At 65.8% G+C, this 26,601-nt stretch carries 36 protein-coding genes; all 36 read left to right on the plus strand.

Annotation, left to right across the window (positions count from 1 at the left end; all coding sequences use genetic code 11):
• The first annotated feature begins 64 nt into the window (after positions 1-64).
• Complete coding sequence (locus tag CP975_RS20920; RefSeq protein WP_030782593.1) at positions 65-3,979, plus strand: DNA-directed RNA polymerase subunit beta'; 3,915 nt, start codon at positions 65-67, stop codon at positions 3,977-3,979.
• Between the two features lie 341 nt (positions 3,980-4,320).
• Positions 4,321-4,692 (plus strand): 30S ribosomal protein S12, encoded by a 372-nt coding sequence (rpsL, locus tag CP975_RS20925; protein WP_003948652.1) that lies wholly within the window; start codon positions 4,321-4,323, stop codon positions 4,690-4,692.
• Between the two features lie 2 nt (positions 4,693-4,694).
• Entirely contained in the window at positions 4,695-5,165 is a 471-nt protein-coding gene (gene rpsG / locus CP975_RS20930; RefSeq protein ID WP_003974303.1) for a 30S ribosomal protein S7, read from the plus strand.
• A 39-nt stretch (positions 5,166-5,204) separates the two neighbouring features.
• Positions 5,205-7,331: an elongation factor G gene (gene fusA / locus CP975_RS20935; RefSeq protein WP_030782590.1), complete on the plus strand. Its 2,127-nt coding sequence runs from the start codon at positions 5,205-5,207 to the stop codon at positions 7,329-7,331.
• Positions 7,332-7,474: 143 nt separating this feature from the next.
• The gene (gene tuf, locus CP975_RS20940; protein ID WP_055527121.1) at positions 7,475-8,668 is read left to right on the plus strand and encodes an elongation factor Tu; all 1,194 of its coding nucleotides are present in this window, start codon (positions 7,475-7,477) and stop codon (positions 8,666-8,668) included.
• A 569-nt stretch (positions 8,669-9,237) separates the two neighbouring features.
• Complete coding sequence (rpsJ, locus tag CP975_RS20945; protein WP_003948644.1) at positions 9,238-9,546, plus strand: 30S ribosomal protein S10; 309 nt, start codon at positions 9,238-9,240, stop codon at positions 9,544-9,546.
• A 14-nt stretch (positions 9,547-9,560) separates the two neighbouring features.
• Positions 9,561-10,205 (plus strand): 50S ribosomal protein L3, encoded by a 645-nt coding sequence (gene rplC, locus CP975_RS20950; RefSeq protein ID WP_030782583.1) that lies wholly within the window; start codon positions 9,561-9,563, stop codon positions 10,203-10,205.
• Between the two features lie 8 nt (positions 10,206-10,213).
• Entirely contained in the window at positions 10,214-10,867 is a 654-nt protein-coding gene (gene rplD, locus CP975_RS20955; RefSeq protein WP_030782581.1) for a 50S ribosomal protein L4, read from the plus strand.
• Positions 10,867-11,286 (plus strand): 50S ribosomal protein L23, encoded by a 420-nt coding sequence (rplW, locus tag CP975_RS20960; RefSeq protein ID WP_030782579.1) that lies wholly within the window; start codon positions 10,867-10,869, stop codon positions 11,284-11,286. The genes rplD and rplW overlap by 1 nt, the downstream gene beginning before the upstream one ends.
• Before the next feature lie 39 nt (positions 11,287-11,325).
• On the plus strand, positions 11,326-12,162 hold the full coding sequence (gene rplB, locus CP975_RS20965) for a 50S ribosomal protein L2 (protein WP_030782576.1): 837 nt from the start codon (positions 11,326-11,328) through the stop codon (positions 12,160-12,162).
• 12 nt (positions 12,163-12,174) lie between these two features.
• Positions 12,175-12,456 (plus strand): 30S ribosomal protein S19, encoded by a 282-nt coding sequence (rpsS, locus tag CP975_RS20970; protein WP_030782571.1) that lies wholly within the window; start codon positions 12,175-12,177, stop codon positions 12,454-12,456.
• A gap of 42 nt (positions 12,457-12,498) precedes the next feature.
• Entirely contained in the window at positions 12,499-12,846 is a 348-nt protein-coding gene (gene rplV, locus CP975_RS20975) for a 50S ribosomal protein L22 (protein ID WP_004571827.1), read from the plus strand.
• Complete coding sequence (gene rpsC, locus CP975_RS20980) at positions 12,846-13,688, plus strand: 30S ribosomal protein S3 (protein WP_030782566.1); 843 nt, start codon at positions 12,846-12,848, stop codon at positions 13,686-13,688. Before rplV ends, rpsC begins: the two co-directional genes overlap by 1 nt.
• Positions 13,689-13,693: 5 nt before the next feature.
• On the plus strand, positions 13,694-14,113 hold the full coding sequence (gene rplP, locus CP975_RS20985) for a 50S ribosomal protein L16 (protein WP_030782563.1): 420 nt from the start codon (positions 13,694-13,696) through the stop codon (positions 14,111-14,113).
• A complete protein-coding gene (rpmC, locus tag CP975_RS20990; RefSeq protein WP_030782559.1) occupies positions 14,113-14,337 on the plus strand; it encodes a 50S ribosomal protein L29 in 225 nt (74 codons plus the stop codon). Before rplP ends, rpmC begins: the two co-directional genes overlap by 1 nt.
• Complete coding sequence (gene rpsQ, locus CP975_RS20995; protein WP_030782556.1) at positions 14,337-14,621, plus strand: 30S ribosomal protein S17; 285 nt, start codon at positions 14,337-14,339, stop codon at positions 14,619-14,621. Before rpmC ends, rpsQ begins: the two co-directional genes overlap by 1 nt.
• Before the next feature lie 97 nt (positions 14,622-14,718).
• Complete coding sequence (rplN, locus tag CP975_RS21000) at positions 14,719-15,087, plus strand: 50S ribosomal protein L14 (protein WP_003974257.1); 369 nt, start codon at positions 14,719-14,721, stop codon at positions 15,085-15,087.
• A gap of 2 nt (positions 15,088-15,089) precedes the next feature.
• On the plus strand, positions 15,090-15,413 hold the full coding sequence (gene rplX / locus CP975_RS21005) for a 50S ribosomal protein L24 (protein ID WP_016645174.1): 324 nt from the start codon (positions 15,090-15,092) through the stop codon (positions 15,411-15,413).
• Positions 15,413-15,970, plus strand: coding sequence for a 50S ribosomal protein L5 (gene rplE / locus CP975_RS21010; protein WP_030782553.1), 558 nt, complete (start codon positions 15,413-15,415; stop codon positions 15,968-15,970). The genes rplX and rplE overlap by 1 nt, the downstream gene beginning before the upstream one ends.
• Positions 15,971-15,975: 5 nt before the next feature.
• Entirely contained in the window at positions 15,976-16,161 is a 186-nt protein-coding gene (locus CP975_RS21015) for a type Z 30S ribosomal protein S14 (RefSeq protein WP_003956452.1), read from the plus strand.
• Positions 16,162-16,380: 219 nt separating this feature from the next.
• On the plus strand, positions 16,381-16,779 hold the full coding sequence (rpsH, locus tag CP975_RS21025) for a 30S ribosomal protein S8 (protein ID WP_018528360.1): 399 nt from the start codon (positions 16,381-16,383) through the stop codon (positions 16,777-16,779).
• Positions 16,780-16,800: 21 nt separating this feature from the next.
• The gene (rplF, locus tag CP975_RS21030; RefSeq protein WP_055527119.1) at positions 16,801-17,340 is read left to right on the plus strand and encodes a 50S ribosomal protein L6; all 540 of its coding nucleotides are present in this window, start codon (positions 16,801-16,803) and stop codon (positions 17,338-17,340) included.
• Between the two features lie 3 nt (positions 17,341-17,343).
• Complete coding sequence (gene rplR / locus CP975_RS21035) at positions 17,344-17,727, plus strand: 50S ribosomal protein L18 (RefSeq protein ID WP_030782545.1); 384 nt, start codon at positions 17,344-17,346, stop codon at positions 17,725-17,727.
• A 68-nt stretch (positions 17,728-17,795) separates the two neighbouring features.
• Positions 17,796-18,404, plus strand: coding sequence for a 30S ribosomal protein S5 (gene rpsE / locus CP975_RS21040; RefSeq protein ID WP_007384078.1), 609 nt, complete (start codon positions 17,796-17,798; stop codon positions 18,402-18,404).
• A complete protein-coding gene (gene rpmD / locus CP975_RS21045; protein ID WP_005481207.1) occupies positions 18,404-18,586 on the plus strand; it encodes a 50S ribosomal protein L30 in 183 nt (60 codons plus the stop codon). The genes rpsE and rpmD overlap by 1 nt, the downstream gene beginning before the upstream one ends.
• A 1-nt stretch (position 18,587) precedes the next feature.
• Positions 18,588-19,043 carry a 50S ribosomal protein L15 gene (rplO, locus tag CP975_RS21050; protein ID WP_055527117.1) on the plus strand — a complete coding sequence of 152 codons (456 nt, stop codon included), beginning with the start codon at positions 18,588-18,590 and terminating at the stop codon, positions 19,041-19,043.
• Positions 19,044-19,268: 225 nt separating this feature from the next.
• The gene (gene secY / locus CP975_RS21055; RefSeq protein ID WP_030782537.1) at positions 19,269-20,582 is read left to right on the plus strand and encodes a preprotein translocase subunit SecY; all 1,314 of its coding nucleotides are present in this window, start codon (positions 19,269-19,271) and stop codon (positions 20,580-20,582) included.
• Positions 20,582-21,235 (plus strand): adenylate kinase, encoded by a 654-nt coding sequence (locus tag CP975_RS21060; RefSeq protein ID WP_055527115.1) that lies wholly within the window; start codon positions 20,582-20,584, stop codon positions 21,233-21,235. The genes secY and CP975_RS21060 overlap by 1 nt, the downstream gene beginning before the upstream one ends.
• 109 nt (positions 21,236-21,344) lie before the next feature.
• Complete coding sequence (map, locus tag CP975_RS21065) at positions 21,345-22,181, plus strand: type I methionyl aminopeptidase (protein ID WP_030782531.1); 837 nt, start codon at positions 21,345-21,347, stop codon at positions 22,179-22,181.
• 280 nt (positions 22,182-22,461) lie between these two features.
• Positions 22,462-22,683: a translation initiation factor IF-1 gene (infA, locus tag CP975_RS21070; RefSeq protein WP_003948620.1), complete on the plus strand. Its 222-nt coding sequence runs from the start codon at positions 22,462-22,464 to the stop codon at positions 22,681-22,683.
• A 58-nt stretch (positions 22,684-22,741) separates the two neighbouring features.
• Positions 22,742-22,855, plus strand: a complete 114-nt coding sequence (rpmJ, locus tag CP975_RS21075) for a 50S ribosomal protein L36 (protein WP_003948619.1) — start codon at positions 22,742-22,744, stop codon at positions 22,853-22,855.
• Between the two features lie 188 nt (positions 22,856-23,043).
• Positions 23,044-23,424 (plus strand): 30S ribosomal protein S13, encoded by a 381-nt coding sequence (gene rpsM / locus CP975_RS21080; RefSeq protein ID WP_030782528.1) that lies wholly within the window; start codon positions 23,044-23,046, stop codon positions 23,422-23,424.
• Between the two features lie 65 nt (positions 23,425-23,489).
• Positions 23,490-23,894 carry a 30S ribosomal protein S11 gene (rpsK, locus tag CP975_RS21085; RefSeq protein ID WP_003948617.1) on the plus strand — a complete coding sequence of 135 codons (405 nt, stop codon included), beginning with the start codon at positions 23,490-23,492 and terminating at the stop codon, positions 23,892-23,894.
• Between the two features lie 122 nt (positions 23,895-24,016).
• Entirely contained in the window at positions 24,017-25,039 is a 1,023-nt protein-coding gene (locus CP975_RS21090) for a DNA-directed RNA polymerase subunit alpha (RefSeq protein WP_016645160.1), read from the plus strand.
• A gap of 112 nt (positions 25,040-25,151) precedes the next feature.
• On the plus strand, positions 25,152-25,652 hold the full coding sequence (rplQ, locus tag CP975_RS21095; RefSeq protein WP_055527113.1) for a 50S ribosomal protein L17: 501 nt from the start codon (positions 25,152-25,154) through the stop codon (positions 25,650-25,652).
• Between the two features lie 77 nt (positions 25,653-25,729).
• Entirely contained in the window at positions 25,730-26,584 is an 855-nt protein-coding gene (gene truA, locus CP975_RS21100; protein ID WP_055527111.1) for a tRNA pseudouridine(38-40) synthase TruA, read from the plus strand.
• Positions 26,585-26,601: the final 17 nt, after the last annotated feature.

The following is a 26,601-nucleotide window of genomic DNA, read 5'->3' on the forward strand; positions in this document are numbered from 1 at the left end:
CCCTGCCCCGGACCCGTACAGACCATGATTGAGACTCGACCCCGAAAGAGGGATTGACGACAAAGTGCTCGACGTCAACTTCTTCGACGAGCTGCGGATCGGCCTTGCCACCGCGGACGACATCCGACAGTGGTCCCACGGCGAGGTCAAGAAGCCGGAGACCATCAACTACCGCACGCTCAAGCCGGAAAAGGACGGGCTCTTCTGCGAGAAGATCTTCGGTCCGACCCGGGACTGGGAGTGCTACTGCGGCAAGTACAAGCGTGTCCGCTTCAAGGGCATCATCTGCGAGCGCTGTGGCGTTGAGGTCACCCGCGCCAAGGTGCGCCGTGAGCGGATGGGCCACATCGAACTGGCCGCTCCCGTCACCCACATCTGGTACTTCAAGGGCGTCCCCTCGCGCCTCGGTTACCTCCTCGACCTCGCCCCGAAGGACCTTGAGAAGGTCATCTACTTCGCGGCGTACATGATCACGTTCGTGGACGAGGAGCGTCGTACCCGCGACCTGCCGTCCCTGGAGGCGCACGTCTCCGTCGAGCGTCAGCAGATCGAGAACCGTCGCGACTCCGACCTGGAGGCCCGCGCCAAGAAGCTTGAGACCGACCTGGCCGAGCTTGAGGCCGAGGGCGCCAAGGCCGACGTGCGCCGCAAGGTGCGCGAAGGCGCCGAGCGCGAGATGAAGCAGCTGCGCGACCGTGCGCAGCGCGAGATCGACCGTCTCGACGAGGTGTGGAACCGCTTCAAGAACCTCAAGGTCCAGGACCTCGAGGGCGACGAGCTGCTCTACCGCGAGCTGCGTGACCGCTTCGGCACGTACTTCGACGGCTCCATGGGTGCCGCTGCCCTCCAGAAGCGCCTGGAGTCCTTCGACCTGGATGAAGAGGCCGAGCGGCTTCGCGAGATCATCCGTACCGGCAAGGGCCAGAAGAAGACCCGTGCGCTCAAGCGCCTCAAGGTCGTCTCCGCGTTCCTCCAGACGAGCAACAGCCCCAAGGGCATGGTGCTCGACTGCGTGCCGGTCATCCCGCCGGACCTGCGTCCGATGGTGCAGCTGGACGGTGGCCGCTTCGCGACCTCCGACCTGAACGACCTGTACCGCCGCGTGATCAACCGCAACAACCGCCTGAAGCGGCTTCTCGACCTCGGCGCGCCCGAGATCATCGTGAACAACGAGAAGCGCATGCTCCAGGAGGCCGTGGACGCCCTCTTCGACAACGGTCGTCGCGGTCGCCCGGTCACCGGTCCCGGTAACCGCCCGCTGAAGTCCCTGAGCGACATGCTCAAGGGCAAGCAGGGCCGTTTCCGTCAGAACCTTCTCGGTAAGCGTGTGGACTACTCCGCGCGTTCCGTGATCGTCGTCGGTCCGCAGCTGAAGCTGCACCAGTGTGGTCTGCCGAAGGCCATGGCGCTGGAGCTCTTCAAGCCGTTCGTGATGAAGCGCCTGGTCGACCTGAACCACGCGCAGAACATCAAGAGCGCCAAGCGGATGGTCGAGCGCGGCCGCACGGTCGTGTACGACGTCCTCGAAGAGGTCATCGCCGAGCACCCGGTTCTGCTGAACCGTGCGCCCACGCTGCACCGCCTCGGCATCCAGGCCTTCGAGCCGCAGCTGGTCGAGGGCAAGGCCATCCAGATCCACCCGCTCGTCTGCACCGCGTTCAACGCGGACTTCGACGGTGACCAGATGGCCGTGCACCTGCCGCTCTCCGCGGAGGCGCAGGCCGAGGCCCGCATCCTGATGCTGTCCTCGAACAACATCCTGAAGCCCGCCGACGGCCGTCCGGTGACGATGCCGACCCAGGACATGGTCCTCGGTCTGTTCTTCCTCACCACCGACGGCGAGCTGCGGGACACCAAGGGCGAGGGCCGCGCGTTCGGTTCCACCGCCGAGGCGATGATGGCGTTCGACGCCGGCGAGCTCGCTCTCCAGTCGACCGTCGACATCCGCTTCCCGGTGGGCACCATCCCGCCCCGCGGCTGGACCCCGCCGGTCAGCGCCGAGGGCGAGGACTTCGGCGACGAGCGTGCCTACCAGCCGGGTGACAGCTTCCGGCTGCGTACGTCGCTGGGCCGCGCGCTCTTCAACGAGCTGCTGCCCGAGGACTACCCCTTCGTCGACTACTCGGTCGGCAAGAAGCAGCTCTCCGAGATCGTCAACGACCTCGCCGAGCGCTACCCCAAGGTCATCGTGGCGGCGACGCTCGACAACCTGAAGGCGGCGGGCTTCTACTGGGCGACCCGTTCCGGCGTCACCGTGGCCATCTCCGACGTCGTGGTCCCCGCGGCCAAGAAGGAGATCGTCGCGGGCTACGAGGCCCAGGACGAGAAGGTCCAGAAGCAGTACGAGCGCGGTCTGATCACCAAGGACGAGCGCACGCAGGAGCTCATCGCGATCTGGACCAAGGCGACCAACGAGGTCGCCGAGGCGATGAACGCGAACTTCCCGAAGACGAACCCCATCTTCATGATGGTTGACTCGGGTGCCCGAGGAAACATGATGCAGATGCGTCAGATCGCCGGTATGCGTGGTCTGGTGTCGAACGCGAAGAACGAGACCATCCCGCGTCCGATCAAGGCCTCGTTCCGTGAGGGCCTGACCGTTCTCGAGTACTTCATCTCCACGCACGGTGCCCGTAAGGGTCTGGCGGACACGGCTCTGCGTACCGCCGACTCCGGTTACCTCACCCGTCGTCTGGTCGACGTCTCCCAGGACGTCATCATTCGCGAGGAGGACTGTGGCACCGAGCGCGGTCTGAAGCTGAAGATCGCGGTCAAGGGCGAGGACGGTGTGCTCCGCAAGACGGAGAACGTCGAGACCTCGGTCTACGCCCGCATGCTGGCCGAGGACGTCGTCATCGACGGCAAGGTCATCGCGCCGGCCAACGTCGACCTCGGTGACGTGCTCATCGACGCCCTGGTCGCCAACGGCGTCGAGGAGGTCAAGACCCGCTCGGTCCTGACCTGTGAGTCGGCGGTCGGCACCTGTGCCTTCTGCTACGGCCGTTCGCTCGCCACCGGCAAGCTGGTCGACATCGGTGAGGCGGTCGGCATCATCGCCGCCCAGTCCATCGGTGAGCCCGGTACGCAGCTGACGATGCGTACCTTCCACACCGGTGGTGTGGCCGGTGACGACATCACCCAGGGTCTGCCCCGTGTCGTCGAGCTCTTCGAGGCTCGTACGCCGAAGGGTGTCGCCCCGATCTCCGAGGCCGCGGGCCGTGTCCGCATCGAGGAGACCGAGAAGACCAAGAAGATCGTCGTCACCCCGGACGACGGCAGCGACGAGACGGCGTTCCCGATCTCGAAGCGTGCCAAGGTCCTGGTGCGCGAGGGTGACCACGTCGAGGTGGGCCAGAAGCTCACCTTCGGTGCCACCAACCCGCACGACGTGCTGCGGATCCTCGGTCAGCGCGCGGTCCAGGTCCACCTGGTCGGCGAAGTCCAGAAGGTCTACAACAGCCAGGGTGTGTCGATCCACGACAAGCACATCGAGATCATCATCCGGCAGATGCTGCGCCGTGTGACGATCATCGAGTCCGGCGACGCGGAGCTGCTGCCGGGCGAGCTGGTCGAGCGTTCGAAGTTCGAGACCGAGAACCGTCGTGTCGTGACGGAAGGCGGCCACCCGGCCTCCGGCCGTCCGCAGCTGATGGGTATCACCAAGGCCTCGCTGGCGACGGAATCCTGGCTGTCGGCCGCCTCCTTCCAGGAGACGACCCGAGTCCTGACGGATGCGGCGATCAACGCCAAGTCCGACAGCCTCATCGGCCTCAAGGAGAACGTCATCATCGGTAAGCTCATCCCGGCCGGTACGGGCCTGTCCCGCTACCGCAACATCCGGGTGGAGCCGACCGAGGAGGCCAAGGCCGCGATGTACTCGGCCGTCGGCTACGACGACATCGACTACTCGCCGTTCGGCACGGGCTCCGGCCAGGCCGTGCCGCTGGAGGACTACGACTACGGTCCGTACAACCAGTAAGCGGTAGTACGTCCCTTTAGGGGCGTATCAGGCGCCCACAGGGCGGTCTCTCCTCGCGGAGCGGCCGCCCTGTGTCGTATGTTGCGGGCCGGTGTGTCCCCCGCGTGGGCATTTGTTTTGACCAGAGGCGATGAGGTAGGTACGCTCAGACCTTGTGCCTGGGGTGTGCCTGGGCTCGTGCGCGTGTCATCAGCCGCATCGCGAGTCCGTCAACGGCCACCGCAATCTGCGCTTCTTCCCGCCTTGCGGCGGGAGTCCGCAGGATTCGACACACCCGACCGCGTGGGTCGGCGACGTTCCAGGTTAGCTTTACTATTCGGCACACAGAAACCGGAGAAGTAGTGCCTACGATCCAGCAGCTGGTCCGTAAGGGCCGGCAGGACAAGGTCGAGAAGAACAAGACGCCCGCACTCGAGGGTTCGCCCCAGCGCCGTGGCGTCTGCACGCGTGTGTTCACGACCACCCCGAAGAAGCCGAACTCGGCCCTCCGTAAGGTCGCGCGTGTGCGTCTGACCTCCGGGATCGAGGTCACGGCTTACATTCCGGGTGAGGGACACAATCTGCAGGAGCACTCCATCGTGCTCGTGCGTGGTGGCCGTGTGAAGGACCTGCCTGGTGTTCGCTACAAGATCATCCGCGGTTCCCTCGACACCCAGGGTGTCAAGAACCGCAAGCAGGCCCGCAGCCGCTACGGCGCCAAGAAGGAGAAGTAAGAATGCCTCGTAAGGGCCCCGCCCCGAAGCGCCCGGTCATCATCGACCCGGTCTACGGTTCTCCTCTGGTGACCTCCCTCATCAACAAGGTGCTGCTGAACGGCAAGCGCTCCACCGCCGAGCGCATCGTGTACGGCGCCATGGAGGGCCTGCGCGAGAAGACCGGCAACGACCCGGTCATCACGCTGAAGCGCGCGCTTGAGAACATCAAGCCGACCCTCGAGGTCAAGTCCCGCCGCGTCGGTGGCGCCACGTACCAGGTGCCGATCGAGGTCAAGCCCGGTCGTGCCAACACCCTGGCGCTGCGCTGGCTGGTCGGTTACTCCCGCGCCCGTCGCGAGAAGACCATGACCGAGCGTCTGCTCAACGAGCTCCTCGACGCCTCCAACGGCCTCGGTGCCGCTGTGAAGAAGCGCGAGGACACCCACAAGATGGCCGAGTCCAACAAGGCCTTCGCGCACTACCGCTGGTAGTCGCTCCCCACATCGAGACCGAGAGAAGACTGAGCCGACATGGCTACCACTTCACTTGACCTGGCCAAGGTGCGCAACATCGGCATCATGGCTCACATCGACGCGGGCAAGACGACGACCACCGAGCGGATCCTGTTCTACACCGGTGTCTCGTACAAGATCGGTGAGGTCCACGACGGCGCCGCGACGATGGACTGGATGGAGCAGGAGCAGGAGCGTGGCATCACGATCACCTCTGCTGCCACCACCTGTCACTGGCCGCTGAACGACGTCGACCACACCATCAACATCATCGACACCCCGGGCCACGTCGACTTCACCGTCGAGGTGGAGCGTTCGCTCCGCGTGCTCGACGGTGCCGTGACGGTGTTCGACGGCGTCGCCGGCGTTGAGCCCCAGTCCGAGACCGTGTGGCGTCAGGCGGACCGCTACGGCGTCCCGCGTATCTGCTTCGTCAACAAGCTCGACCGCACGGGTGCCGAGTTCCACCGCTGCGTCGACATGATCGTCGACCGCCTCGGTGCGACCCCCCTCGTCATGCAGCTGCCCATCGGCGCAGAGGCTGACTTCAAGGGCGTCGTCGACCTCGTCACCATGAAGGCCTTCGTCTGGTCCGCCGAGACCAAGATGGGCGAGGCCTACGACATCGTCGACATCCCCGACACGCACACCGAGGCTGCCGAGGAGTACCGCGGCAAGCTCCTTGAGGCCGTCGCGGAGAACGACGAAGAGATGATGGAGCTGTACCTCGAGGGCCAGGAGCCCTCGGTGGACCAGCTGTACGCGGCGATCCGTCGCATCACCATCGCCTCCGGCAAGGGCGGCGACACCACCGTCACCCCCGTCTTCTGCGGTACCGCGTTCAAGAACAAGGGCGTCCAGCCCCTGCTCGACGCGGTCGTGCGCTACCTGCCGTCCCCCCTGGACGTCGAGGCCATCGAAGGCCACGACGTGAAGGACCCGGAGCAGGTCATCAAGCGCAAGCCGTCCGACGACGAGCCGCTGTCGGCCCTCGCGTTCAAGATCGCGAGCGACCCGCACCTCGGCAAGCTCACCTTCGTCCGGATCTACTCCGGTCGCCTGGACGCCGGCACCGCGGTGCTGAACTCCGTCAAGGGCAAGAAGGAGCGCATCGGCAAGATCTACCGCATGCACGCGAACAAGCGTGAGGAGATCGACTCGGTGGGCGCCGGCGACATCGTCGCCGTCATGGGCCTGAAGCAGACCACCACTGGTGAGACGCTGAGTGACGACAAGAACCCGGTGATCCTGGAGTCCATGGACTTCCCGGCGCCGGTCATCGAGGTCGCCATCGAGCCCAAGTCCAAGGGTGACCAGGAGAAGCTGGGTGTCGCCATCCAGCGTCTCTCGGAGGAGGACCCCTCCTTCCGCGTGCACTCGGACGAGGAGACCGGCCAGACCATCATCGGTGGTATGGGCGAGCTTCACCTCGAGGTGCTCGTCGACCGCATGAAGCGCGAATTCCGCGTCGAGGCGAACGTCGGCAAGCCGCAGGTGGCCTACCGCGAGACGATCCGCAAGGCCGTCGAGCGCGTGGACTTCACCCACAAGAAGCAGACCGGTGGTACTGGTCAGTTCGCGAAGGTGCAGATCGCGATCGAGCCCATCGAGGGCGGCGACGCGTCGTACGAGTTCGTGAACAAGGTCACCGGTGGCCGCATCCCCAAGGAGTACATCCCTTCGGTGGACGCGGGTGCTCAGGAGGCCATGCAGTTCGGCATCCTGGCGGGCTACGAGATGACGGGCGTCCGCGTCACGCTCATCGACGGCGCCTACCACGAGGTCGACTCCTCCGAGCTCGCCTTCAAGATCGCCGGTTCGCAGGCCTTCAAGGAGGCCGCGCGCAAGGCCAGCCCCGTGCTGCTCGAGCCGATGATGGCCGTCGAGGTCACCACGCCCGAGGACTACATGGGCGATGTCATCGGTGACATCAACTCCCGCCGTGGCCAGATCCAGGCCATGGAGGAGCGCAGCGGCGCTCGCGTCGTGAAGGGCCTCGTGCCCCTCTCGGAGATGTTCGGCTACGTCGGAGACCTCCGCAGCAAGACGTCGGGTCGCGCAAGCTACTCAATGCAGTTCGACTCCTACGCCGAGGTTCCGCGGAACGTCGCCGAGGAGATCATCGCGAAGGCCAAGGGCGAGTAACTCACCCCAGTTAACGCTTTAGGCTTGACACCATCCGCCGGGGTTCGACCCCGTAAGGCAAGAACCCCGGCGGCTGGCTTCCCAGCAAAGATCACCTGGCGCCGATGAAGCAAGGCGTACAGAACCACTCCCAGGAGGACCCAGTGGCGAAGGCGAAGTTCGAGCGGACTAAGCCGCACGTCAACATCGGCACCATCGGTCACATTGACCACGGTAAGACGACCCTCACGGCCGCCATTACCAAGGTGCTGCACGACGCGTACCCCGACCTGAACGAGGCCTCGGCCTTCGACCAGATCGACAAGGCTCCCGAGGAGCGCCAGCGCGGTATCACGATCTCGATCGCGCACGTCGAGTACCAGACCGAGGCGCGTCACTACGCCCACGTCGACTGCCCCGGTCACGCGGACTACATCAAGAACATGATCACGGGTGCGGCGCAGATGGACGGCGCCATCCTCGTGGTCGCCGCCACCGACGGCCCGATGCCGCAGACCAAGGAGCACGTGCTCCTGGCCCGCCAGGTCGGCGTTCCGTACATCGTTGTCGCCCTGAACAAGGCCGACATGGTGGACGACGAGGAGATCCTGGAGCTCGTCGAGCTCGAGGTCCGTGAGCTCCTCTCCGAGTACGAGTTCCCGGGCGACGACCTGCCGGTCGTCAAGGTCTCGGCGCTCAAGGCGCTCGAGGGCGACAAGGAGTGGGGCCAGTCGGTCCTGAACCTGATGGCCGCCGTCGACGAGTCGATCCCGGAGCCCGAGCGCGACGTCGACAAGCCGTTCCTGATGCCGATCGAGGACGTCTTCACGATCACCGGTCGTGGCACCGTCGTCACCGGTCGTATCGAGCGTGGTGTCCTCAAGGTCAACGAGACCGTCGACATCATCGGCATCAAGACCGAGAAGACCACCACCACGGTCACCGGCATCGAGATGTTCCGCAAGCTGCTCGACGAGGGCCAGGCCGGTGAGAACGTCGGTCTGCTCCTCCGTGGCATCAAGCGCGAGGACGTCGAGCGCGGCCAGGTCATCATCAAGCCCGGTTCGGTCACGCCGCACACCGAGTTCGAGGCCCAGGCCTACATCCTGTCGAAGGACGAGGGTGGCCGTCACACCCCGTTCTTCAACAACTACCGCCCGCAGTTCTACTTCCGTACGACGGACGTGACCGGCGTCGTGACCCTCCCCGAGGGCACCGAGATGGTCATGCCGGGTGACAACACCGAGATGAAGGTGGAGCTCATCCAGCCCGTCGCCATGGAGGAGGGCCTCAAGTTCGCCATCCGTGAGGGTGGCCGGACCGTCGGCGCCGGCCAGGTCACCAAGATCAACAAGTAAGCTCCTCGCTTGCTTGCGGATCGGGGAGACCCGGTCGCTCTGAACTGAGCGCATCGCAGTACAGGCAGTACCGGGAGGGTCCGTACGACTTCGGTCGTGCGGGCCCTTTCGGCGTGTGGTGAGCAGCCCTGCCGACGCCACGCCGGGCCCGCCCCGGGTTTGACCTTCGTCACTCACCGGGTACGCTCTTCGGCTCGATTGGCCCCGAGCGTGCCTCGTATGGCAGACTGTCCTGGTTGCTCGGTTGAGTGCCGATGCTGTGCGCCTCCCGCCGGGAGGACCGGAAGCGAGTCCCACAGTACTCGTCGCCTTATCTGTCGTTCGCGGCAGCGCTTGGGCGGAAGTACGGGAATCTTTCGGGAAGTGCGGTGCGGTGGCTCGACCAGGCGCCCGGTGGGTTTCTTCCCCCGGACCCGCGGTCATCAGGGCCGCAGCCCCTGGCAGGGATTCTCCTTCGGGAGAACTGTGTGAACGGGACTGCGACACGCCCGACCGCGTGGGTCGGAGGAAGTAGAAAAAAGGGCCTTCCGGGGGCCAGAGCGTTCGAGACGAAGGACTACTAAGTAGCCATGGCGGGACAGAAGATCCGCATCCGGCTCAAGGCCTACGACCACGAGGTCATCGACTCTTCGGCGAAGAAGATCGTCGAGACGGTGACTCGCACTGGTGCGTCGGTCGCGGGCCCGGTGCCGCTGCCCACTGAGAAGAACGTGTACTGCGTCATCAAGTCGCCGCACAAGTACAAGGACTCTCGCGAGCACTTCGAGATGCGCACGCACAAGCGCCTGATCGACATCCTCGACCCGACCCCCAAGACCGTTGACTCGCTGATGCGCCTGGACCTTCCGGCCGGCGTTGACATCGAGATCAAGCTCTGAAGGGCGCGAAGAAGATGACCAAGCAGATCAAGGGCATCCTGGGCGAGAAGCTCGGCATGACCCAGGTCTGGGACGAGAACAACCGTGTCGTCCCGGTGACCGTGGTCAAGGCCGGGCCCTGCGTCGTTACCCAGGTCCGTACGAATGACAGCGACGGCTACGAGTCGGTCCAGATCGCCTTCGGCGAGATCGACCCGCGCAAGGTGAACAAGCCCCTCAAGGGCCACTTCGCCAAGGCCGACGTGACCCCCCGTCGCCACCTCGTCGAGATCCGTACCGCTGGTGCCAGCGAGTACACCCTCGGCCAGGAGCTGACTGCCGAGACGTTCGAGGCCGGTATCAAGGTCGACGTCACCGGCAAGAGCAAGGGCAAGGGCTTCGCCGGTGTGATGAAGCGTCACAACTTCCACGGCGGCAAGGCCTCCCACGGTGCCCACCGCGTGCACCGCAAGCCCGGTTCCATCGGTGGCTGTGCCACCCCCGGCCGTGTCTTCAAGGGCATGCGCATGGCGGGTCGCATGGGCAACGAGCGGGTCACCACCCAGAACCTGACCGTCCACGCCGTTGACGCGGAGAAGGGTCTGCTGCTCATCAAGGGCGCGGTCCCCGGTCCGAACGGCGGCCTCGTCCTGGTCCGTACCGCGGCCAAGGGGGCCTGAGGTAACCCATGAGCACCATTGACATCCTTTCGCCGGCAGGCGACAAGACCGGGACGGTCGAGCTCCCCGCGGAGATCTTCGACGTCGAGAAGATCAGCATCCCGCTGATCCACCAGGTCGTCGTCGCGCAGCTGGCCGCGGCCCGTCAGGGCACGCACAAGACCAAGACCCGCGGTGAAGTCCGTGGTGGTGGCAAGAAGCCTTACCGCCAGAAGGGCACCGGCCGCGCGCGCCAGGGTTCGACCCGTGCGCCGCAGTTCGCCGGCGGTGGCGTCGTCCACGGCCCCGTGCCGCGTGACTACTCCCAGCGCACCCCCAAGAAGATGAAGGCTGCCGCTCTGCGTCACGCCCTCACCGACCGGGCGCGCAACTCCCGCATCCACGTCGTCTCCGGCGTGGTCGAGGGCGAGATCTCCACGAAGGCCGCCAAGAGCCTGCTCGGCAAGGTCAGTGAGCGCAAGAACGTGCTCCTGGTCATCGAGCGCTCGGACGAGGCCTCGCTGCTCTCCGCCCGCAACCTGCCCCAGGTGCACATCCTGGAGCCGGGCCAGCTGAACACGTACGACGTGCTCGTCTCGGACGACGTGGTCTTCACCAAGGCCGCGTTCGAGTCCTTCGTGTCTGGCCCCAAGGCCAATGAGACCGAAGGGAGCGAAGCCTGATGGCTATTCGTCACCAGAGCATCGCGTCCAAGGCTGCGAAGGCCGCCAAGGCCGCGCGCGTCGCCAAGGCGAAGCGCATCGCGACCGAGGGCAAGATCGCCGTTGAGCCCACCCCGCTGAGCAAGTCCTTCTCGGACCCGCGCGACGTCCTCGTCAAGCCGGTCGTCTCCGAGAAGTCGTACGCGCTGCTCGACGAGGGCAAGTACACGTTCATCGTGGCCCCCGGCTCCAACAAGACCCAGATCAAGCAGGCCGTCGAGACGGTCTTCTCGGTCAAGGTCACCGGAGTCAACACGATCAACCGTCAGGGCAAGCGCAAGCGCACCAAGTCTGGTTTCGGCAAGCGTGCCGACACCAAGCGCGCGATTGTGACCCTTGCTGAGGGCGACCGTATCGACATCTTCGGCCAGGCCTCCTAACGGAGCGCCCTGGTCCGAATATCGGACGAGGACTGAGAAATGGGAATCCGCAAGTACAAGCCGACTACGCCGGGCCGTCGTGGCTCCAGCGTCGCCGACTTCGTCGAGGTAACGCGGTCCACGCCGGAGAAGTCGCTGGTTCGCCCGCTGCACAGCAAGGGCGGCCGTAACAACGCCGGTCGGATCACCGTTCGCCACCAGGGTGGCGGACACAAGCGCGCCTACCGCGTCATCGACTTCCGTCGTCACGACAAGGACGGCGTGCCGGCGAAGGTCGCGCACATCGAGTACGACCCCAACCGCACCGCGCGCATCGCGCTGCTGCACTACGCGGACGGCGAGAAGCGCTACATCCTCGCCCCGCGCGGCACGCAGCAGGGTGACCGGATTGAGAGCGGCCCCGGTGCCGACATCAAGCCCGGCAACAACCTGGCGCTGCGCAACATCCCGGTCGGTACGACCATCCACGCCATCGAGCTGCGGCCCGGCGGCGGCGCGAAGTTCGCCCGCTCCGCGGGTGCCTCCGTGCAGCTGCTCGCGAAGGAAGGCGCCATGGCGCACCTTCGTATGCCGTCCGGTGAGATCCGTCTGGTCGACGTCCGCTGCCGCGCCACCATCGGCGAGGTCGGCAACGCCGAGCAGTCGAACATCAACTGGGGCAAGGCCGGCCGCATGCGCTGGAAGGGCGTCCGCCCGACCGTGCGTGGTGTCGTGATGAACCCGGTCGACCACCCGCACGGTGGTGGTGAAGGCAAGACCTCCGGTGGTCGTCACCCGGTCTCGCCGTGGGGCAAGAAGGAGGGTCGTACTCGTGATCGCAACAAGGCGAGCAACAAGTACATCGTCCGCCGCCGCAAGTCGAACAAGAAGCGCTAGGAGCGGGTTTAGATGCCGCGCAGTCTCAAGAAGGGGCCCTTCGTCGACGACCACCTCGTAAAGAAGGTGGACGCCCAGAACGAAGCCGGCACCAAGAACGTCATCAAGACCTGGTCCCGTCGCTCGATGATCATCCCCAGCATGCTGGGCCACACGATCGCGGTGCACAACGGCAAGACCCACATCCCGGTGTTCGTCACCGAGTCGATGGTCGGCCACAAGCTCGGCGAGTTCTCGCCGACGCGCACCTTCCGGGGTCACGTCAAGGACGACCGGAAGTCGAAGCGCCGCTAAGGCGGGGTGGAATCGACTATGACTAACACCGAAGGGACAACCATGGAAGCCAGGGCCCAGGCGCGGTACATCCGCGTCACGCCCATGAAGGCCCGCCGCGTGGTGGACCTCATCCGTGGCATGGATGCCACGGAGGCTCAGGCGGTCCTGCGTTTCGCCCCGCAGGCCGCGAGCGTGCCGGTCGGCAAGGTGCTGGACAGCGCCATTGCCAACGCCGCGCACAACTACGACCACACCGACGCCTCTTCGCTGGTCATCAGCGAGGCGTACGTGGATGAGGGCCCGACCCTGAAGCGGTTCCGTCCGCGTGCTCAGGGCCGTGCCTACCGGATCCGTAAGCGGACCAGCCACATCACCGTGGTCGTCAGCAGCAAGGAAGGAACCCGGTAATGGGCCAGAAGGTAAACCCGCACGGGTTCCGGCTCGGTGTCACGACCGACTTCAAGTCGCGTTGGTACGCCGACAAGCTGTACAAGGACTACGTCAAGGAAGACGTCGCCATCCGTCGGATGATGACGTCCGGCATGGAGCGCGCCGGTATCTCGAAGGTTGAGATCGAGCGCACCCGTGACCGCGTGCGTGTGGACATCCACACCGCTCGTCCCGGCATCGTCATCGGCCGCCGTGGCGCCGAGGCCGACCGCATCCGCGGTGACCTCGAGAAGCTCACGGGCAAGCAGGTCCAGCTGAACATCCTCGAGGTCAAGAACCCCGAGGTCGACGCTCAGCTCGTGGCCCAGGCCGTGGCGGAGCAGCTGTCCTCCCGCGTCTCCTTCCGTCGCGCCATGCGTAAGAGCATGCAGTCGGCGATGAAGGCCGGCGCCAAGGGCATCAAGATCCAGTGTGGTGGCCGTCTCGGCGGCGCCGAGATGTCGCGCTCGGAGTTCTACCGCGAGGGCCGCGTGCCCCTGCACACGCTCCGCGCCAACGTCGACTACGGCTTCTTCGAGGCCAAGACGACCTTCGGCCGCATCGGCGTGAAGGTCTGGATCTACAAGGGCGACGTCAAGAACATCGCCGAGGTCCGCGCCGAGAACGCCGCTGCCCGTGCGGGTAACCGCCCGGCGCGTGGCGGCGGCAACGACCGCCCGGCCCGTGGTGGCCGTGGTGGCGAGCGTGGCGGCCGCGGCCGCAAGCCGCAGCAGCAGTCCGCGCCGGCTGCCGAGGCCCCCAAGGCCGACGCTCCCGCCGCCGCTGCTCCGGCTGCTGAGAGCACCGGAACGGAGGCCTGACCGAAATGCTGATCCCCCGTAGGGTCAAGCACCGCAAGCAGCACCACCCGAAGCGCCGTGGTCAGGCCAAGGGCGGTACGACGGTTGCGTTCGGCGAGTACGGCATTCAGGCCCTCACGCCGGCGTACGTGACCAACCGCCAGATCGAGGCGGCTCGTATCGCGATGACCCGCCACATCAAGCGTGGCGGCAAGGTCTGGATCAACATCTACCCGGACCGCCCGCTGACCAAGAAGCCTGCCGAGACCCGCATGGGTTCCGGTAAGGGTTCGCCCGAGTGGTGGGTCGCGAACGTTCACCCGGGTCGGGTGATGTTCGAGCTGTCCTACCCGAACGAGAAGATTGCTCGTGAGGCGCTCACCCGCGCTGCTCACAAGCTTCCGATGAAGTGCCGCATCGTCCGGCGCGAGGCAGGTGAGTCGTGATGTCGGCCGGTACCAAGGCTTCCGAGCTGCGCGATCTGGGCGACGAGGAGCTTGTCAACAAGCTCCGCGAAGCCAAGGAAGAGCTGTTCAACCTCCGCTTCCAGGCGGCGACGGGCCAGCTCGAGAACCACGGCCGGCTCAAGGCCGTCCGTAAGGACATCGCGCGGATCTACACCCTGATGCGTGAGCGCGAGCTGGGCATCGAGACGGTGGAGAGCGCCTGATGAGCGAGAACAACGTGACTGAGAACACCGAGACCCGCGGATTCCGCAAGACCCGCGAGGGTCTGGTCGTCAGCGACAAGATGGACAAGACCGTCGTCGTCGCCGTCGAGGACCGTGTGAAGCACGCGCTGTACGGCAAGGTCATCCGCCGTACGAACAAGCTCAAGGCCCACGACGAGCAGAACGCTGCCGGCGTCGGCGACCGCGTCCTCCTGATGGAGACGCGTCCGCTGTCGGCGACCAAGCGCTGGCGCATCGTCGAGATCCTCGAGAAGGCCAAGTAATTCTCCCAGGGGTATCCCTAGGAGTTCGTTCCGCCAGGCTCCCGGGGCAGTTCACTGAACTGCCCCGGGGGAACCGGCAGACAATCAGGAGATAGACGTGATCCAGCAGGAGTCGCGACTGCGCGTCGCCGACAACACGGGTGCGAAGGAAATTCTCACCATCCGTGTTCTCGGTGGCTCGGGTCGCCGCTACGCGGGCATCGGTGACGTCATTGTCGCCACCGTCAAGGACGCGATCCCCGGTGGCAACGTGAAGAAGGGTGACGTCGTCAAGGCGGTCATCGTTCGCACCGTCAAGGAGCGCCGCCGTCCGGACGGCTCGTACATCCGCTTCGACGAGAACGCCGCCGTCATTCTGAAGAACGACGGCGACCCTCGCGGCACCCGTATCTTCGGCCCCGTCGGCCGTGAGCTGCGCGAGAAGAAGTTCATGAAGATCATCTCGCTCGCGCCGGAGGTGCTGTAAGCATGAAGATCAAGAAGGGCGACCTGGTCCAGGTCATCACCGGTAAGGACAAGGGCAAGCAGGGCAAGGTCATTGCCGCTTACCCGCGCGACGAGCGCGTCCTGGTCGAGGGTGTCAACCGGGTCAAGAAGCACACGAAGGCCGGCCCGACCGCCAGCGGCTCGCAGGCCGGCGGCATCGTGACCACCGAGGCCCCCGTCCACGTCTCCAACGTCCAGCTGGTCGTGGAGAAGGACGGCAACAAGGTTGTCACGCGCGTCGGTTACCGCTTCGACGACGAGGGCAACAAGATCCGCGTTGCCAAGCGGACGGGTGAGGACATCTGATGACGACCACCACCACTCCGCGTCTCAAGACGAAGTACCGCGAGGAGATCACGGGCAAGCTGCGTGAGGAGTTCTCGTACGAGAACGTCATGCAGATCCCCGGCCTGGTCAAGATCGTGGTGAACATGGGTGTCGGCGACGCCGCCCGTGACTCGAAGCTGATCGACGGCGCCATCCGCGACCTGACCACGATCACCGGCCAGAAGCCGGCCGTGACGAAGGCCCGGAAGTCCATCGCGCAGTTCAAGCTGCGCGAGGGCCAGCCGATCGGCTGCCACGTCACGCTCCGTGGCGACCGCATGTGGGAGTTCCTGGACCGCACCCTGTCGCTCGCGCTGCCGCGCATCCGCGACTTCCGTGGTCTGTCCCCCAAGCAGTTCGACGGCCGTGGCAACTACACCTTCGGTCTCACGGAGCAGGTCATGTTCCACGAGATCGACCAGGACAAGATCGACCGCGTCCGGGGTATGGACATCACCGTGGTCACCACGGCGACCAACGACGACGAGGGCCGTGCCCTCCTTCGTCACCTCGGCTTCCCGTTCAAGGAGGCGTAAGCGAGATGGCGAAGAAGGCTCTGATTGCCAAGGCTGCTCGTAAGCCCAAGTTCGGTGTGCGTGCGTACACCCGCTGCCAGCGCTGCGGCCGTCCGCACTCCGTCTACCGCAAGTTCGGCCTCTGCCGCGTGTGCCTTCGTGAGATGGCTCACCGTGGCGAGCTGCCGGGCGTGACCAAGAGCTCCTGGTAGTCCTGCCCTTCAAGGGTTTTTAGGACTCCTGGATCTCTCGGTAAGTAAAGGGTCGGCAGATGCCCTCCCCTCCATGGCTTAGGCTAGGAGGGTTGGGCGTCTGCCGCCCTGACCGACTTACTACGCCGTAGGTCCCCGCGCCGCACCCGTCCCGCCTCTGAGTGGGGAGAGGGATGGCGCAGATAGGAAACCCCGGCGAGAGAGGCCGAAGGCCAATTCATGACCATGACTGATCCGATCGCGGACATGCTGACTCGTCTGCGTAACGCGAACTCGGCGTACCACGACACCGTGGCGATGCCGCACAGCAAGATCAAGTCTCACATCGCGGAGATCCTCCAGCAGGAGGGCTTCATCACGGGCTGGAAGGTCGAGGACGCCGAGGTTGGCAAGAACCTCGTTCTCGAGCTGAAGTTCGGCCCGAACCGTGAGCGCTCCATTGCGGGCATCAAGCGGATCTCCAAGCCCGGTCTCCGGGTTTACGCGAAGTCCACCAACCTGCCGAAGGTGCTCGGCGGCCTGGGCGTGGCGATCATCTCCACGTCCCACGGTCTGCTCACCGGCCAGCAGGCAGGCAAGAAGGGCGTAGGTGGGGAAGTCCTCGCCTACGTCTGGTAGTCGGGAACGGAGGAATAGCTAATGTCGCGTATTGGCAAGCTCCCCATCACGGTTCCCGCCGGCGTGGACGTCACCATCGACGGCCAGACGGTCGCGGTCAAGGGCCCCAAGGGAACCCTGAGCCACACCATCGTCGCGCCGATCGAGATCGCTAAGGGTGAGGACGGCGTCCTGAACGTCACCCGCCCGAACGACGAGCGTCAGAACAAGGCCCTGCACGGCCTGTCCCGCACGCTGGTGGCGAACATGATCACCGGCGTGACCCAGGGTTACGTGAAGAAGCTCGAAATCAGCGGTGTCGGTTACCGCGTCCTGGCGAAGGGCTCCAACCTGGAGTTCTCGCTCGGCTACAGCCACCCGATCCTGATCGAGGCGCCCGAGGGCATCTCCTTCAAGGTCGAATCGGCGACCAAGTTCTCGGTCGAGGGCATCGACAAGCAGAAGGTCGGCGAGGTTGCGGCCAACATCCGCAAGCTGCGCAAGCCCGACCCGTACAAGGCCAAGGGCGTCAAGTACGAAGGCGAAGTCATCCGCCGCAAGGTCGGAAAGGCGGGTAAGTAAGCCATGGCATACGGTGTCAAGATTGCTAAGGGCGACGCTTACAAGCGTGCTGCCATCAAGCGTCGTCACATCCGCATCCGTAAGCACATCTCGGGTACGGCTGAGCGTCCGCGCCTGGTCGTGACGCGCTCCAACCGCCACATCGTGGCCCAGGTCATCGACGACATCAAGGGTCACACCCTTGCGTCGGCGTCGACCCTGGACACCACGATCCGCGGCGGCGAGGGCGACAAGTCCGCGCAGGCCAAGTCGGTCGGCGCCCTGGTCGCCGAGCGCGCCAAGGCCGCCGGTGTCGAGACTGTCGTGTTCGACCGTGGTGGTAACCAGTACGCCGGGCGCATCGCCGCCCTGGCGGACGCCGCCCGCGAAGCCGGACTCAAGTTCTGAGTCCTGCCCGTTCGCGCAGCGACTCATTGATGCTGCGTAGCTAGCGGAAACAGAGAGAGGTAATTCCAATGGCTGGACCCCAGCGCCGCGGTGGCGGTGCCGGTGGCGGCGAGCGGCGGGACCGGAAGGGTCGCGACGGTGGCGCTGCTGCCGCCGAGAAGACCGCGTACGTTGAGCGCGTTGTCGCGATCAACCGCGTCGCCAAGGTTGTGAAGGGTGGTCGTCGCTTCAGCTTCACTGCGCTCGTCGTAGTGGGCGACGGTGACGGCACCGTGGGTGTCGGTTACGGCAAGGCCAAGGAGGTGCCGGCCGCCATCGCCAAGGGTGTTGAGGAGGCCAAGAAGCACTTCTTCAAGGTCCCCCGTATCCAGGGCACCATCCCGCACCCGATCACGGGCGAGAAGGCCGCGGGCGTCGTCCTGCTCAAGCCTGCTTCCCCCGGTACCGGTGTTATCGCCGGTGGCCCGGTGCGTGCCGTGCTCGAGTGCGCCGGCGTTCACGACATCCTGTCGAAGTCACTCGGTTCGTCGAACGCGATCAACATCGTGCACGCGACCGTGGCGGCCCTCAAGGGTCTGCAGCGTCCCGAGGAGATCGCGGCTCGCCGTGGTCTGCCCCTCGAGGACGTCGCTCCCGCGGCTCTGCTGCGGGCGCGTGCCGGGGCTGGTGCTGCGTAATGGCACAGCTCAAGATCACGCAGACGAAGTCGTACATCGGCAGCAAGCAGAACCACCGCGACACCCTGCGTTCCCTTGGTCTCAAGGGCATCAACACGCAGGTCGTCAAGGAGGACCGCCCCGAGTTCCGCGGAATGGTGCACACCGTCCGCCACCTCGTGACGGTTGAGGAGGTCGACTGACATGGCGGAGCAGAACCCGCTGAAGGTCCACAACCTCCGGCCCGCCCCGGGCGCCAAGACCGCCAAGACCCGTGTGGGTCGTGGTGAGGCGTCCAAGGGTAAGACCGCTGGTCGTGGTACCAAGGGCACCAAGGCCCGTTACCAGGTTCCGGAGCGCTTCGAGGGTGGCCAGATGCCCCTCCACATGCGTCTCCCGAAGCTCAAGGGCTTCCGGAACCCGTTCAAGACCGAGTTCCAGGTCGTGAACCTCGACAAGCTGAGCGCGCTGTACCCGGAGGGTGGCGAGGTCACCGTCGAGGGTCTCGTCGCCAAGGGTGCCGTTCGCAAGAACAGCCTCGTCAAGGTCCTCGGCCAGGGCGAGATCTCCGTGGCGCTGCAGGTGACGGTCGACGCCGTCTCCGGCTCCGCCAAGGAGAAGATCACCGCCGCGGGCGGTACCGTCACCGAGCTCGTCTGATTCCCTCAGACGTGTCGATGACATGAGCGATTCCCAGCCGGGGATGCCCCACAAAAGGGGCATCCCCGGTTGGTCGTTCCAAGGGGGGCACGGACGCCGGTAAGGTGGCGTGCACTGTCTAAGCTCCGTGCGGTCTGCCCGCACGGTTTTGTTGACTGATACGTATTCGTCGAACCTCAAGACCACCACCTCTGGCGCACGCGCGCGGGGGTCGCAGGAGGCACCGTGCTCACCGCGTTCGCCCGGGCGTTCAAGACGCCCGACCTGCGCAAGAAGCTGCTCTTCACGCTTGGCATCATTGTGATCTACCGGATCGGTACGCACGTGCCGATCCCCGGCGTCGACTACCGGAACGTTCAGACCTGCGTCGACAGCGCGAGTCAGAACCAGGGTCTGTTCGGCCTGGTCAACATGATGAGCGGTGGCGCGCTGCTGCAGATCACGATCTTCGCGCTCGGCATCATGCCGTACATCACGGCGAGCATCATTCTGCAACTGCTGACCGTGGTGATCCCGCGGCTCGAGGCCCTCAAGAAGGAGGGCCAGGCCGGCACGGCGAAGATCACGCAGTACACGCGCTATCTGACCATCGCGCTCGCGATCCTCCAGGGCACCGGTCTGGTGGCCACCGCCCGCACCGGCAGCATCTTCCAGGGCTGCCCGGTCGCCAGCGAGATCGTCCCCGACCAGTCGATCTTCGTCACCATGACCATGGTCATCACGCTGACCGCCGGTACGGCCACCGTCATGTGGCTCGGCGAGCTGATCACCGACCGCGGCATCGGCAACGGCATGTCGATCCTGATGTTCATCTCGATCGCCGCGACCTTCCCCGCCGCCCTGTGGGCCATCAAGGAGGAGGGCTCGCTCGCCGACGGCTGGATCGAGTTCGGCACCGTCATCGCGGTCGGTCTCGTCATGGTCGGCCTGGTGGTCTTCGTCGAGCAGGCGCAGCGGCGCATCCCCGTTCAGTACGCGAAGCGCATGATCGGCCGCAGGTCCTACGGCGGTACGTCGACGTACATCCCGCTGAAGGTGAACCAGGCGGGCATCATCCCTGTGATCTTCGCCTCTTCGCTGCTCTACATTCCGGCGCTGGTCGCCAAGTTCGCCGGTGGCAACTCGGGATGGAAGCAGTGGATCGACGCGAACCTGACCACAGGTGACCACCCGGTTTACATCACCACGTACTTCGTGCTGATCGTCTTCTTCGCCTTCTTCTACGTCGCGATCTCCTTCAACCCCGAGGAAGTCGCCGACAACATGAAGAAGTATGGTGGCTTCATCCCGGGCATCCGGGCTGGCCGTCCGACCGCTGAGTACCTGAGCTACGTACTCAACCGGATCACCTGGCCGGGTTCGCTGTATCTGGGTCTGATCGCTCTTGTGCCGACGATGGCGTTGGTGGGCTTCGGGGCCAACCAGAACTTCCCGTTCGGCGGGACGAGCATCCTCATCATCGTGGGTGTGGGTCTGGAAACCGTGAAGCAGATCGAGAGCCAGCTCCAGCAGCGCAATTACGAAGGGTTCCTCCGCTGATGCGAATCGTCCTCGTCGGGCCGCCCGGTGCGGGCAAGGGAACGCAGGCCGCGTTCCTCGCCAAGAACCTGTCGATCCCGCACATCTCCACGGGCGACCTCTTCCGTGCCAACATCAGCCAGGGCACGGAGCTGGGCAAGCGGGCGAAGGCGTTCATGGACGCCGGGAACCTCGTGCCCGACGAGGTGACGATCGGCATGGCGAAGGACCGCATGGCGCAGCCGGACGCCGAGCACGGTTTCCTGCTCGACGGGTTCCCGCGCAACGTGTCGCAGGCGGAGGCGCTGGACGTGGCGCTCAAGGCCGATGACGTGAAGCTCGACGCCGTCCTGGACCTGGAGGTCCCCGAGGACGAGGTCGTCAAGCGGATCGCCGGCCGCCGCATCTGCCGCAAGGACTCCAGCCACGTCTTCCACGTGACGTACTCGCAGCCGGAGCAGGAAGGTGTCTGCGACGTCTGCGGCGGCGAGCTGTACCAGCGCGAGGACGACAGCGAGGACACCGTCCGCAAGCGCCTTGAGGTCTACCACACGCAGACCGAGCCGATCATCGACTACTACCGGACCCAGGGTCTGGTCGTCACGATCTCGGCGCTCGGCAAGGTGGACGAGGTCACCGAGCGTGCGATGGACGCCCTGAAGGGCGACAAGTAGTCAGTAGTGACCAGTACGCTGTTTCGGCCGCGGTGCCCCTCGGGGGACCGCGGCCGTACTGTTGTGTACGTAGCCGGTTGTTGGACGGATGACGGAGAGCGGAAGCCCCATGGTGCAGATCAAGACCCCCGAGCAGATCGCGAAGATGCGTGAGGCGGGCCTTGTCGTCGCCGCCATCCACGCGGCCACGCGTGAGGCCGCGGTGCCCGGGGCCACGACCAAGGACCTCGACGACGTCGCCCGCAAGGTGATCGCCGAGCACGGCGCGAAGTCCAACTTCCTCGGCTACGGCGGCTTCCCGGCGACGATCTGCACCTCCGTGAACGAGGTCGTCGTGCACGGCATCCCCGACGACAAGACCGTCCTCAAGGACGGCGACATCATCTCCATCGACGCGGGCGCGATCATCGACGGCTGGCACGGTGACGCGGCCTACACCGCGTTCGTCGGCACCGGACACGCTCCTGAGCTGGTGGAGCTCTCCCGGGTGACCGAGGAGTCGATGTGGGCCGGCATCGCGGCGATGAAGCAGGGCAACCGCCTGGTCGACATCTCCCGTGCCATCGAGACGTACATCCGCCGCCAGCCGAAGCCGGGCGGCGGCAAGTACGGGATCGTCGAGGACTACGGCGGTCACGGCATCGGCACCGAGATGCACATGGACCCGCACCTCCTGAACTACGTCGAGCGCCGCCGCGGCAAGGGCCCCAAGCTGGTCCCCGGCTTCTGCCTCGCCATCGAGCCGATGGTCTCCCTGGGCACCCCGCGCACGGAGGTCCTGGAGGACGACTGGACGGTCATCACGACGGACGGCACGTGGTCCTCGCACTGGGAGCACTCGGTGGCCCTCACGGAGGAGGGCCCGCTCGTCCTGACGGCCCCGGACTGCGGGCGTGAGCGCCTCGCGGCGTACGGGGTGACTCCGGCGCCGGACCCGCTGGGCTGAGCCGTCCGGCTGCGCCGGGTGGGAGCCGTGGTTCTCGCGGGGCGGCGCCGTGGGCTGTGCCCACCCGTGCCGCCCTGCGGCACGCCTGCCCACAGCAGTCGGTGCGCCATGCGGCGCCGGTCGGCCAGCCGGTTGCTTAAGGATCTACGGCATGGGGCAGACTTTCTCGATTCGTCTTTCCGAGTGCACTGACGTAGACTGACGCGTCGGCTCTCGTGCATCCGTGTGTCTGCATACGGAGCATGAAGTCGATCAAGGTAGTCGATTCGAAGGGCGAAGCGTGGCCAAGAAGCAAGGTGCCATCGAGATCGAAGGCACTGTCGTCGAGTCTCTTCCGAACGCCATGTTCAAGGTGGAGCTCCAGAACGGCCACCAGGTCCTGGCACACATCAGCGGCAAGATGCGTATGCACTACATCCGTATCCTCCCTGACGACCGGGTCGTGGTGGAGCTGTCTCCGTACGACCTGACGCGTGGCCGGATCGTCTACCGGTACAAGTAGATCTTGCCCGCACTCCGTTCCGGCGGGGTGGTGGCACTGACCCGGAGAACCTCACCCAATGAAGGTCAAGCCGAGCGTCAAGAAGATCTGCGACAAGTGCAGGGTGATCCGCCGTCACGGCCGGGTCATGATCATCTGCGACAACCCGCGCCACAAGCAGCGCCAGGGCTGACGCACGACTGCAGTTCGCAGATTTTCGCGCGACGCACGTAAGTAGATACGCAGCACCCGTCCCTCTTCAGATCCATCGGTAATGGAGGGCGACACCCCCGGTCGGAGGCCGGGGACCCAGTAGGTACCTCATACGGCCGCTGGGAGTGGTACTGCTGAAGACCTCCGAAGAATCAACAGGAGCCATGAATGGCACGCGTTGAAGGCGTTGACCTCCCGCGCGAAAAGCGCATCGAGGTTGCCCTCACCTACGTGTTCGGCATCGGCCGCACGCTGGCCCAGCAGACGCTGGACGCCACCGAGGTGGACCGCAACACCCGCGTCCGCGATCTGACCGAGGAAGACCTCGTCAAGATCCGCGAGTACGTGGACGCCAACATCAAGACCGAGGGTGACCTCCGTCGCGAGATCCAGGCCGACATCCGCCGCAAGGTCGAGATCGGTTGCTACCAGGGTCTGCGTCACCGTCGTGGCCTGCCCGTCCGCGGTCAGCGCACCAGCACCAACGCCCGCACCCGCAAGGGCCCGCGTCGCGCCATCGCCGGTAAGAAGAAGCCGGGCAAGAAGTAGTCCTCGCTCAGCGGTCTATCGACAGCTGTCGCTGCAGGACCGACCACCTCCCGTAGGAGTTATAGATGCCCCCCAAGGGTCGTCAGGGCGCTGCCAAGAAGGTGCGCCGCAAGGAAAAGAAGAACGTTGCCCACGGGCACGCTCACATCAAGAGCACGTTCAACAACACGATCGTGTCCATCACGGACCCGACCGGCAACGTGATCTCGTGGGCCTCCGCCGGCCACGTCGGCTTCAAGGGCTCGCGCAAGTCCACGCCGTTCGCCGCGCAGATGGCCGCCGAGTCGGCTGCCCGTCGCGCGCAGGAGCACGGCATGCGCAAGGTCGACGTCTTCGTCAAGGGCCCGGGTTCCGGTCGTGAGACCGCCATCCGTTCGCTCCAGGCGACCGGCCTTGAGGTCGGCTCGATCCAGGACGTGACGCCCACGCCGCACAACGGCTGCCGTCCGCCCAAGCGCCGCCGCGTCTGACGCACGGTTGTCTTAGCTTTACCTGGATTCGGGCGGTACGGCTCTTCGGAGGCGTGCCGCCCGTACCCTTGAAACATCTCAGGGCATCAAATAGTGGGTGCCCCTGACTGAAGGATTCCTTCATGCTTATTGCTCAGCGCCCGTCGCTGACCGAAGAGGTCGTCGACGAGTTCCGCTCGCGGTTCGTGATCGAGCCGCTGGAGCCGGGCTTCGGCTACACCCTCGGCAACTCCCTGCGTCGTACGCTCCTCTCCTCGATCCCGGGTGCGGCTGTCACGTCCATCCGCATCGACGGTGTCCTGCACGAGTTCACCACCGTGCCGGGCGTCAAGGAGGACGTCACCGACCTCATCCTCAACATCAAGCAGCTCGTCGTGTCGTCCGAGCACGATGAGCCCGTCGTGATGTACCTGCGCAAGCAGGGCCCGGGTCTGGTCACCGCCGCTGACATCGCGCCCCCGGCCGGTGTCGAGGTGCACAACCCCGACCTCGTCCTCGCCACGCTCAACGGCAAGGGCAAGCTGGAGATGGAGCTGACCGTCGAGCGCGGTCGCGGCTACGTCTCCGCCGTGCAGAACAAGCAGGTCGGCCAGGAGATCGGCCGCATCCCGGTCGACTCGATCTACTCGCCGGTGCTCAAGGTCACGTACAAGGTCGAGGCGACCCGTGTCGAGCAGCGCACCGACTTCGACAAGCTGATCGTCGACGTCGAGACCAAGCAGGCCATGCGGCCGCGTGACGCCATGGCGTCCGCCGGTAAGACGTTGGTCGAGCTGTTCGGTCTGGCGCGCGAGCTCAACATCGACGCCGAGGGCATTGACATGGGCCCGTCCCCGACGGACGCCGCCCTCGCCGCCGACCTGGCGCTGCCGATCGAGGAGCTGGAGCTCACCGTTCGGTCGTACAACTGCCTCAAGCGCGAGGGCATCCACTCCGTGGGTGAGCTCGTGGCCCGCTCCGAGGCTGACCTGCTCGACATCCGCAACTTCGGTGCGAAGTCGATCGACGAGGTCAAGATGAAGCTCAATGGCATGGGCCTCGCGCTGAAGGACTCGCCTCCCGGCTTCGACCCGACCGCCGCCGCGGACGCCTTCGGCGCCGACGACGACGCCGACGCCGGGTTCGTCGAGACCGAGCAGTACTAAATTCTCTGCGGACCGGCTCGGGCCGGTCGCGCAGTTCCCCGCGCCCCTGTCGGGGCGCGGCCACTGACCCCGGTACCTGATACGGCCGGGGCAGACATCAAGGAGAAACACCATGCCGAAGCCCACCAAGGGTGCCCGTCTGGGCGGCAGCGCCGCGCACGAGAAGCTTCTGCTGGCGAACCTCGCCAAGCAGCTCTTCGAGTACGGCCGCATCACCACCACCGAGGCGAAGGCCCGTCGCCTGCGCCCGTACGCGGAGCGTCTGGTCACCAAGGCGAAGAAGGGTGACCTTCACAACCGCCGCCAGGTGCTGTCCGTCATCACCGACAAGAGCATCGTGCACACGCTCTTCACGGAGATCGGCCCGCGCTACGAGAACCGCCCGGGTGGCTACACCCGTATCACCAAGATCGGTAACCGTCGTGGCGACAACGCGCCCATGGCGATCATCGAGCTGGTGGAGGCCCTGACCGTGGCCCAGGAGGCCACCGGTGAGGCCGAGGCCGCGACCAAGCGCGCGGTCAAGGAAGACTCCCTCAAGAAGGACGAGGCCGTCGAGGCCAAGTCCGACGAGGCTGTCGAGGCTCCGGCCGAGGAGTCGAAGGACGCGTAAGCGTTCTGACCGGCGTAACGGACGGGCCCGCATCCCTTCGGGGGTGCGGGCCCGTTCCGCTTGAGAGGATTTTTCACGTGAGTGATGAGGCGGCGCCCGGGTTCGTGCGGGTGCGACTGGATCTGTCGTACGACGGCAGGGACTTCTCCGGCTGGGCCAAGCAGCGGGACGGGCAGCGGACCGTCCAGGGGGAGATCGAGGCCGCGCTGCGGACCGTGACGCGGTCGCAGGAGACGTACGAGCTGACCGTCGCGGGGCGGACCGACAGCGGGGTCCACGCGCGGGGGCAGGTCGCGCACGTCGACCTGCCCGAGAGCGTGTGGGAGGAGCACCGCGAGAAGCTGCTGCGGCGGCTCGCCGGGCGGCTGTCGCACGACGTGCGGGTGTGGAAGGTCGCCGAGGCGCCCGCCGGCTTCAACGCGCGGTTCTCCGCGGTGTGGCGGCGGTACGCGTACCGCGTGACCGACCACCCCGGTGGCGTCGATCCACTGCTGCGCGGTCATGTGCTGTGGCACGACTGGGAGTTGGACCTCGACGCCATGAACGCCGCCGCCGAGCGGCTGATCGGCGAGCACGACTTCGCCGCCTACTGCAAGCGGCGTGAGGGGGCCACCACCATTCGTACGCTCCAGGAGCTGCGGTGGGAGCGGCGGGCCGACGGGATCCTGGAGGCCACCGTGCGGGCCGACGCCTTCTGCCACAACATGGTGCGGTCCCTGGTCGGCGCCATGCTGTTCGTGGGCGACGGGCACCGGCCCGTGGAGTGGCCGGGGAAGGTCCTCGAAGCGGGCGTGCGGGACTCCGCCGTGCACGTCGTGCGGCCGCACGGACTCACGCTGGAGGAGGTCGGCTACCCCGCCGACGAGCTGCTGGCCGCGCGCAGCAAGGAAGCGCGCAACAAGCGGACGCTGCCCGGCGCCGGATGCTGCTGAGCCCCGGCCGCCGGACC

Origin of the sequence: Streptomyces alboniger, from assembly GCF_008704395.1 — a bacterium.
In the GTDB taxonomy this organism is placed as follows: domain Bacteria; phylum Actinomycetota; class Actinomycetes; order Streptomycetales; family Streptomycetaceae; genus Streptomyces; species Streptomyces alboniger.

Bases quoted from the DNA above. Each gene is read 5' to 3' on its own strand.
- rplE (WP_030782553.1), top strand. From the start codon at position 15,413: ATGACGACCACCACCACTCCGCGTCTCAAGACGAAGTACCGCGAGGAG.
- rplW (WP_030782579.1), top strand. From the start codon at position 10,867: ATGGCTATTCGTCACCAGAGCATCGCGTCCAAGGCTGCGAAGGCCGCC.
- rpsS (WP_030782571.1), top strand. From the start codon at position 12,175: ATGCCGCGCAGTCTCAAGAAGGGGCCCTTCGTCGACGACCACCTCGTA.
- CP975_RS21060 (WP_055527115.1), top strand. From the start codon at position 20,582: ATGCGAATCGTCCTCGTCGGGCCGCCCGGTGCGGGCAAGGGAACGCAG.
- map (WP_030782531.1), top strand. From the start codon at position 21,345: ATGGTGCAGATCAAGACCCCCGAGCAGATCGCGAAGATGCGTGAGGCG.
- rpsG (WP_003974303.1), top strand. From the start codon at position 4,695: ATGCCTCGTAAGGGCCCCGCCCCGAAGCGCCCGGTCATCATCGACCCG.
- rplV (WP_004571827.1), top strand. From the start codon at position 12,499: ATGGAAGCCAGGGCCCAGGCGCGGTACATCCGCGTCACGCCCATGAAG.
- rpsK (WP_003948617.1), top strand. From the start codon at position 23,490: ATGCCCCCCAAGGGTCGTCAGGGCGCTGCCAAGAAGGTGCGCCGCAAG.
- rplF (WP_055527119.1), top strand. From the start codon at position 16,801: ATGTCGCGTATTGGCAAGCTCCCCATCACGGTTCCCGCCGGCGTGGAC.
- fusA (WP_030782590.1), top strand. From the start codon at position 5,205: ATGGCTACCACTTCACTTGACCTGGCCAAGGTGCGCAACATCGGCATC.
- rplP (WP_030782563.1), top strand. From the start codon at position 13,694: ATGCTGATCCCCCGTAGGGTCAAGCACCGCAAGCAGCACCACCCGAAG.
- rpmC (WP_030782559.1), top strand. From the start codon at position 14,113: ATGTCGGCCGGTACCAAGGCTTCCGAGCTGCGCGATCTGGGCGACGAG.
- rpsQ (WP_030782556.1), top strand. From the start codon at position 14,337: ATGAGCGAGAACAACGTGACTGAGAACACCGAGACCCGCGGATTCCGC.
- rpsM (WP_030782528.1), top strand. From the start codon at position 23,044: ATGGCACGCGTTGAAGGCGTTGACCTCCCGCGCGAAAAGCGCATCGAG.
- rpsE (WP_007384078.1), top strand. From the start codon at position 17,796: ATGGCTGGACCCCAGCGCCGCGGTGGCGGTGCCGGTGGCGGCGAGCGG.
- CP975_RS21015 (WP_003956452.1), top strand. From the start codon at position 15,976: ATGGCGAAGAAGGCTCTGATTGCCAAGGCTGCTCGTAAGCCCAAGTTC.
- rplD (WP_030782581.1), top strand. From the start codon at position 10,214: ATGAGCACCATTGACATCCTTTCGCCGGCAGGCGACAAGACCGGGACG.
- rpsH (WP_018528360.1), top strand. From the start codon at position 16,381: ATGACCATGACTGATCCGATCGCGGACATGCTGACTCGTCTGCGTAAC.
- rplO (WP_055527117.1), top strand. From the start codon at position 18,588: ATGGCGGAGCAGAACCCGCTGAAGGTCCACAACCTCCGGCCCGCCCCG.
- CP975_RS21090 (WP_016645160.1), top strand. From the start codon at position 24,017: ATGCTTATTGCTCAGCGCCCGTCGCTGACCGAAGAGGTCGTCGACGAG.
- rplR (WP_030782545.1), top strand. From the start codon at position 17,344: ATGGCATACGGTGTCAAGATTGCTAAGGGCGACGCTTACAAGCGTGCT.
- rplB (WP_030782576.1), top strand. From the start codon at position 11,326: ATGGGAATCCGCAAGTACAAGCCGACTACGCCGGGCCGTCGTGGCTCC.
- rpmJ (WP_003948619.1), top strand. From the start codon at position 22,742: ATGAAGGTCAAGCCGAGCGTCAAGAAGATCTGCGACAAGTGCAGGGTG.
- rplQ (WP_055527113.1), top strand. From the start codon at position 25,152: ATGCCGAAGCCCACCAAGGGTGCCCGTCTGGGCGGCAGCGCCGCGCAC.
- rplC (WP_030782583.1), top strand. From the start codon at position 9,561: ATGACCAAGCAGATCAAGGGCATCCTGGGCGAGAAGCTCGGCATGACC.
- rpsJ (WP_003948644.1), top strand. From the start codon at position 9,238: ATGGCGGGACAGAAGATCCGCATCCGGCTCAAGGCCTACGACCACGAG.
- rpmD (WP_005481207.1), top strand. From the start codon at position 18,404: ATGGCACAGCTCAAGATCACGCAGACGAAGTCGTACATCGGCAGCAAG.
- rplX (WP_016645174.1), top strand. From the start codon at position 15,090: ATGAAGATCAAGAAGGGCGACCTGGTCCAGGTCATCACCGGTAAGGAC.
- rpsC (WP_030782566.1), top strand. From the start codon at position 12,846: ATGGGCCAGAAGGTAAACCCGCACGGGTTCCGGCTCGGTGTCACGACC.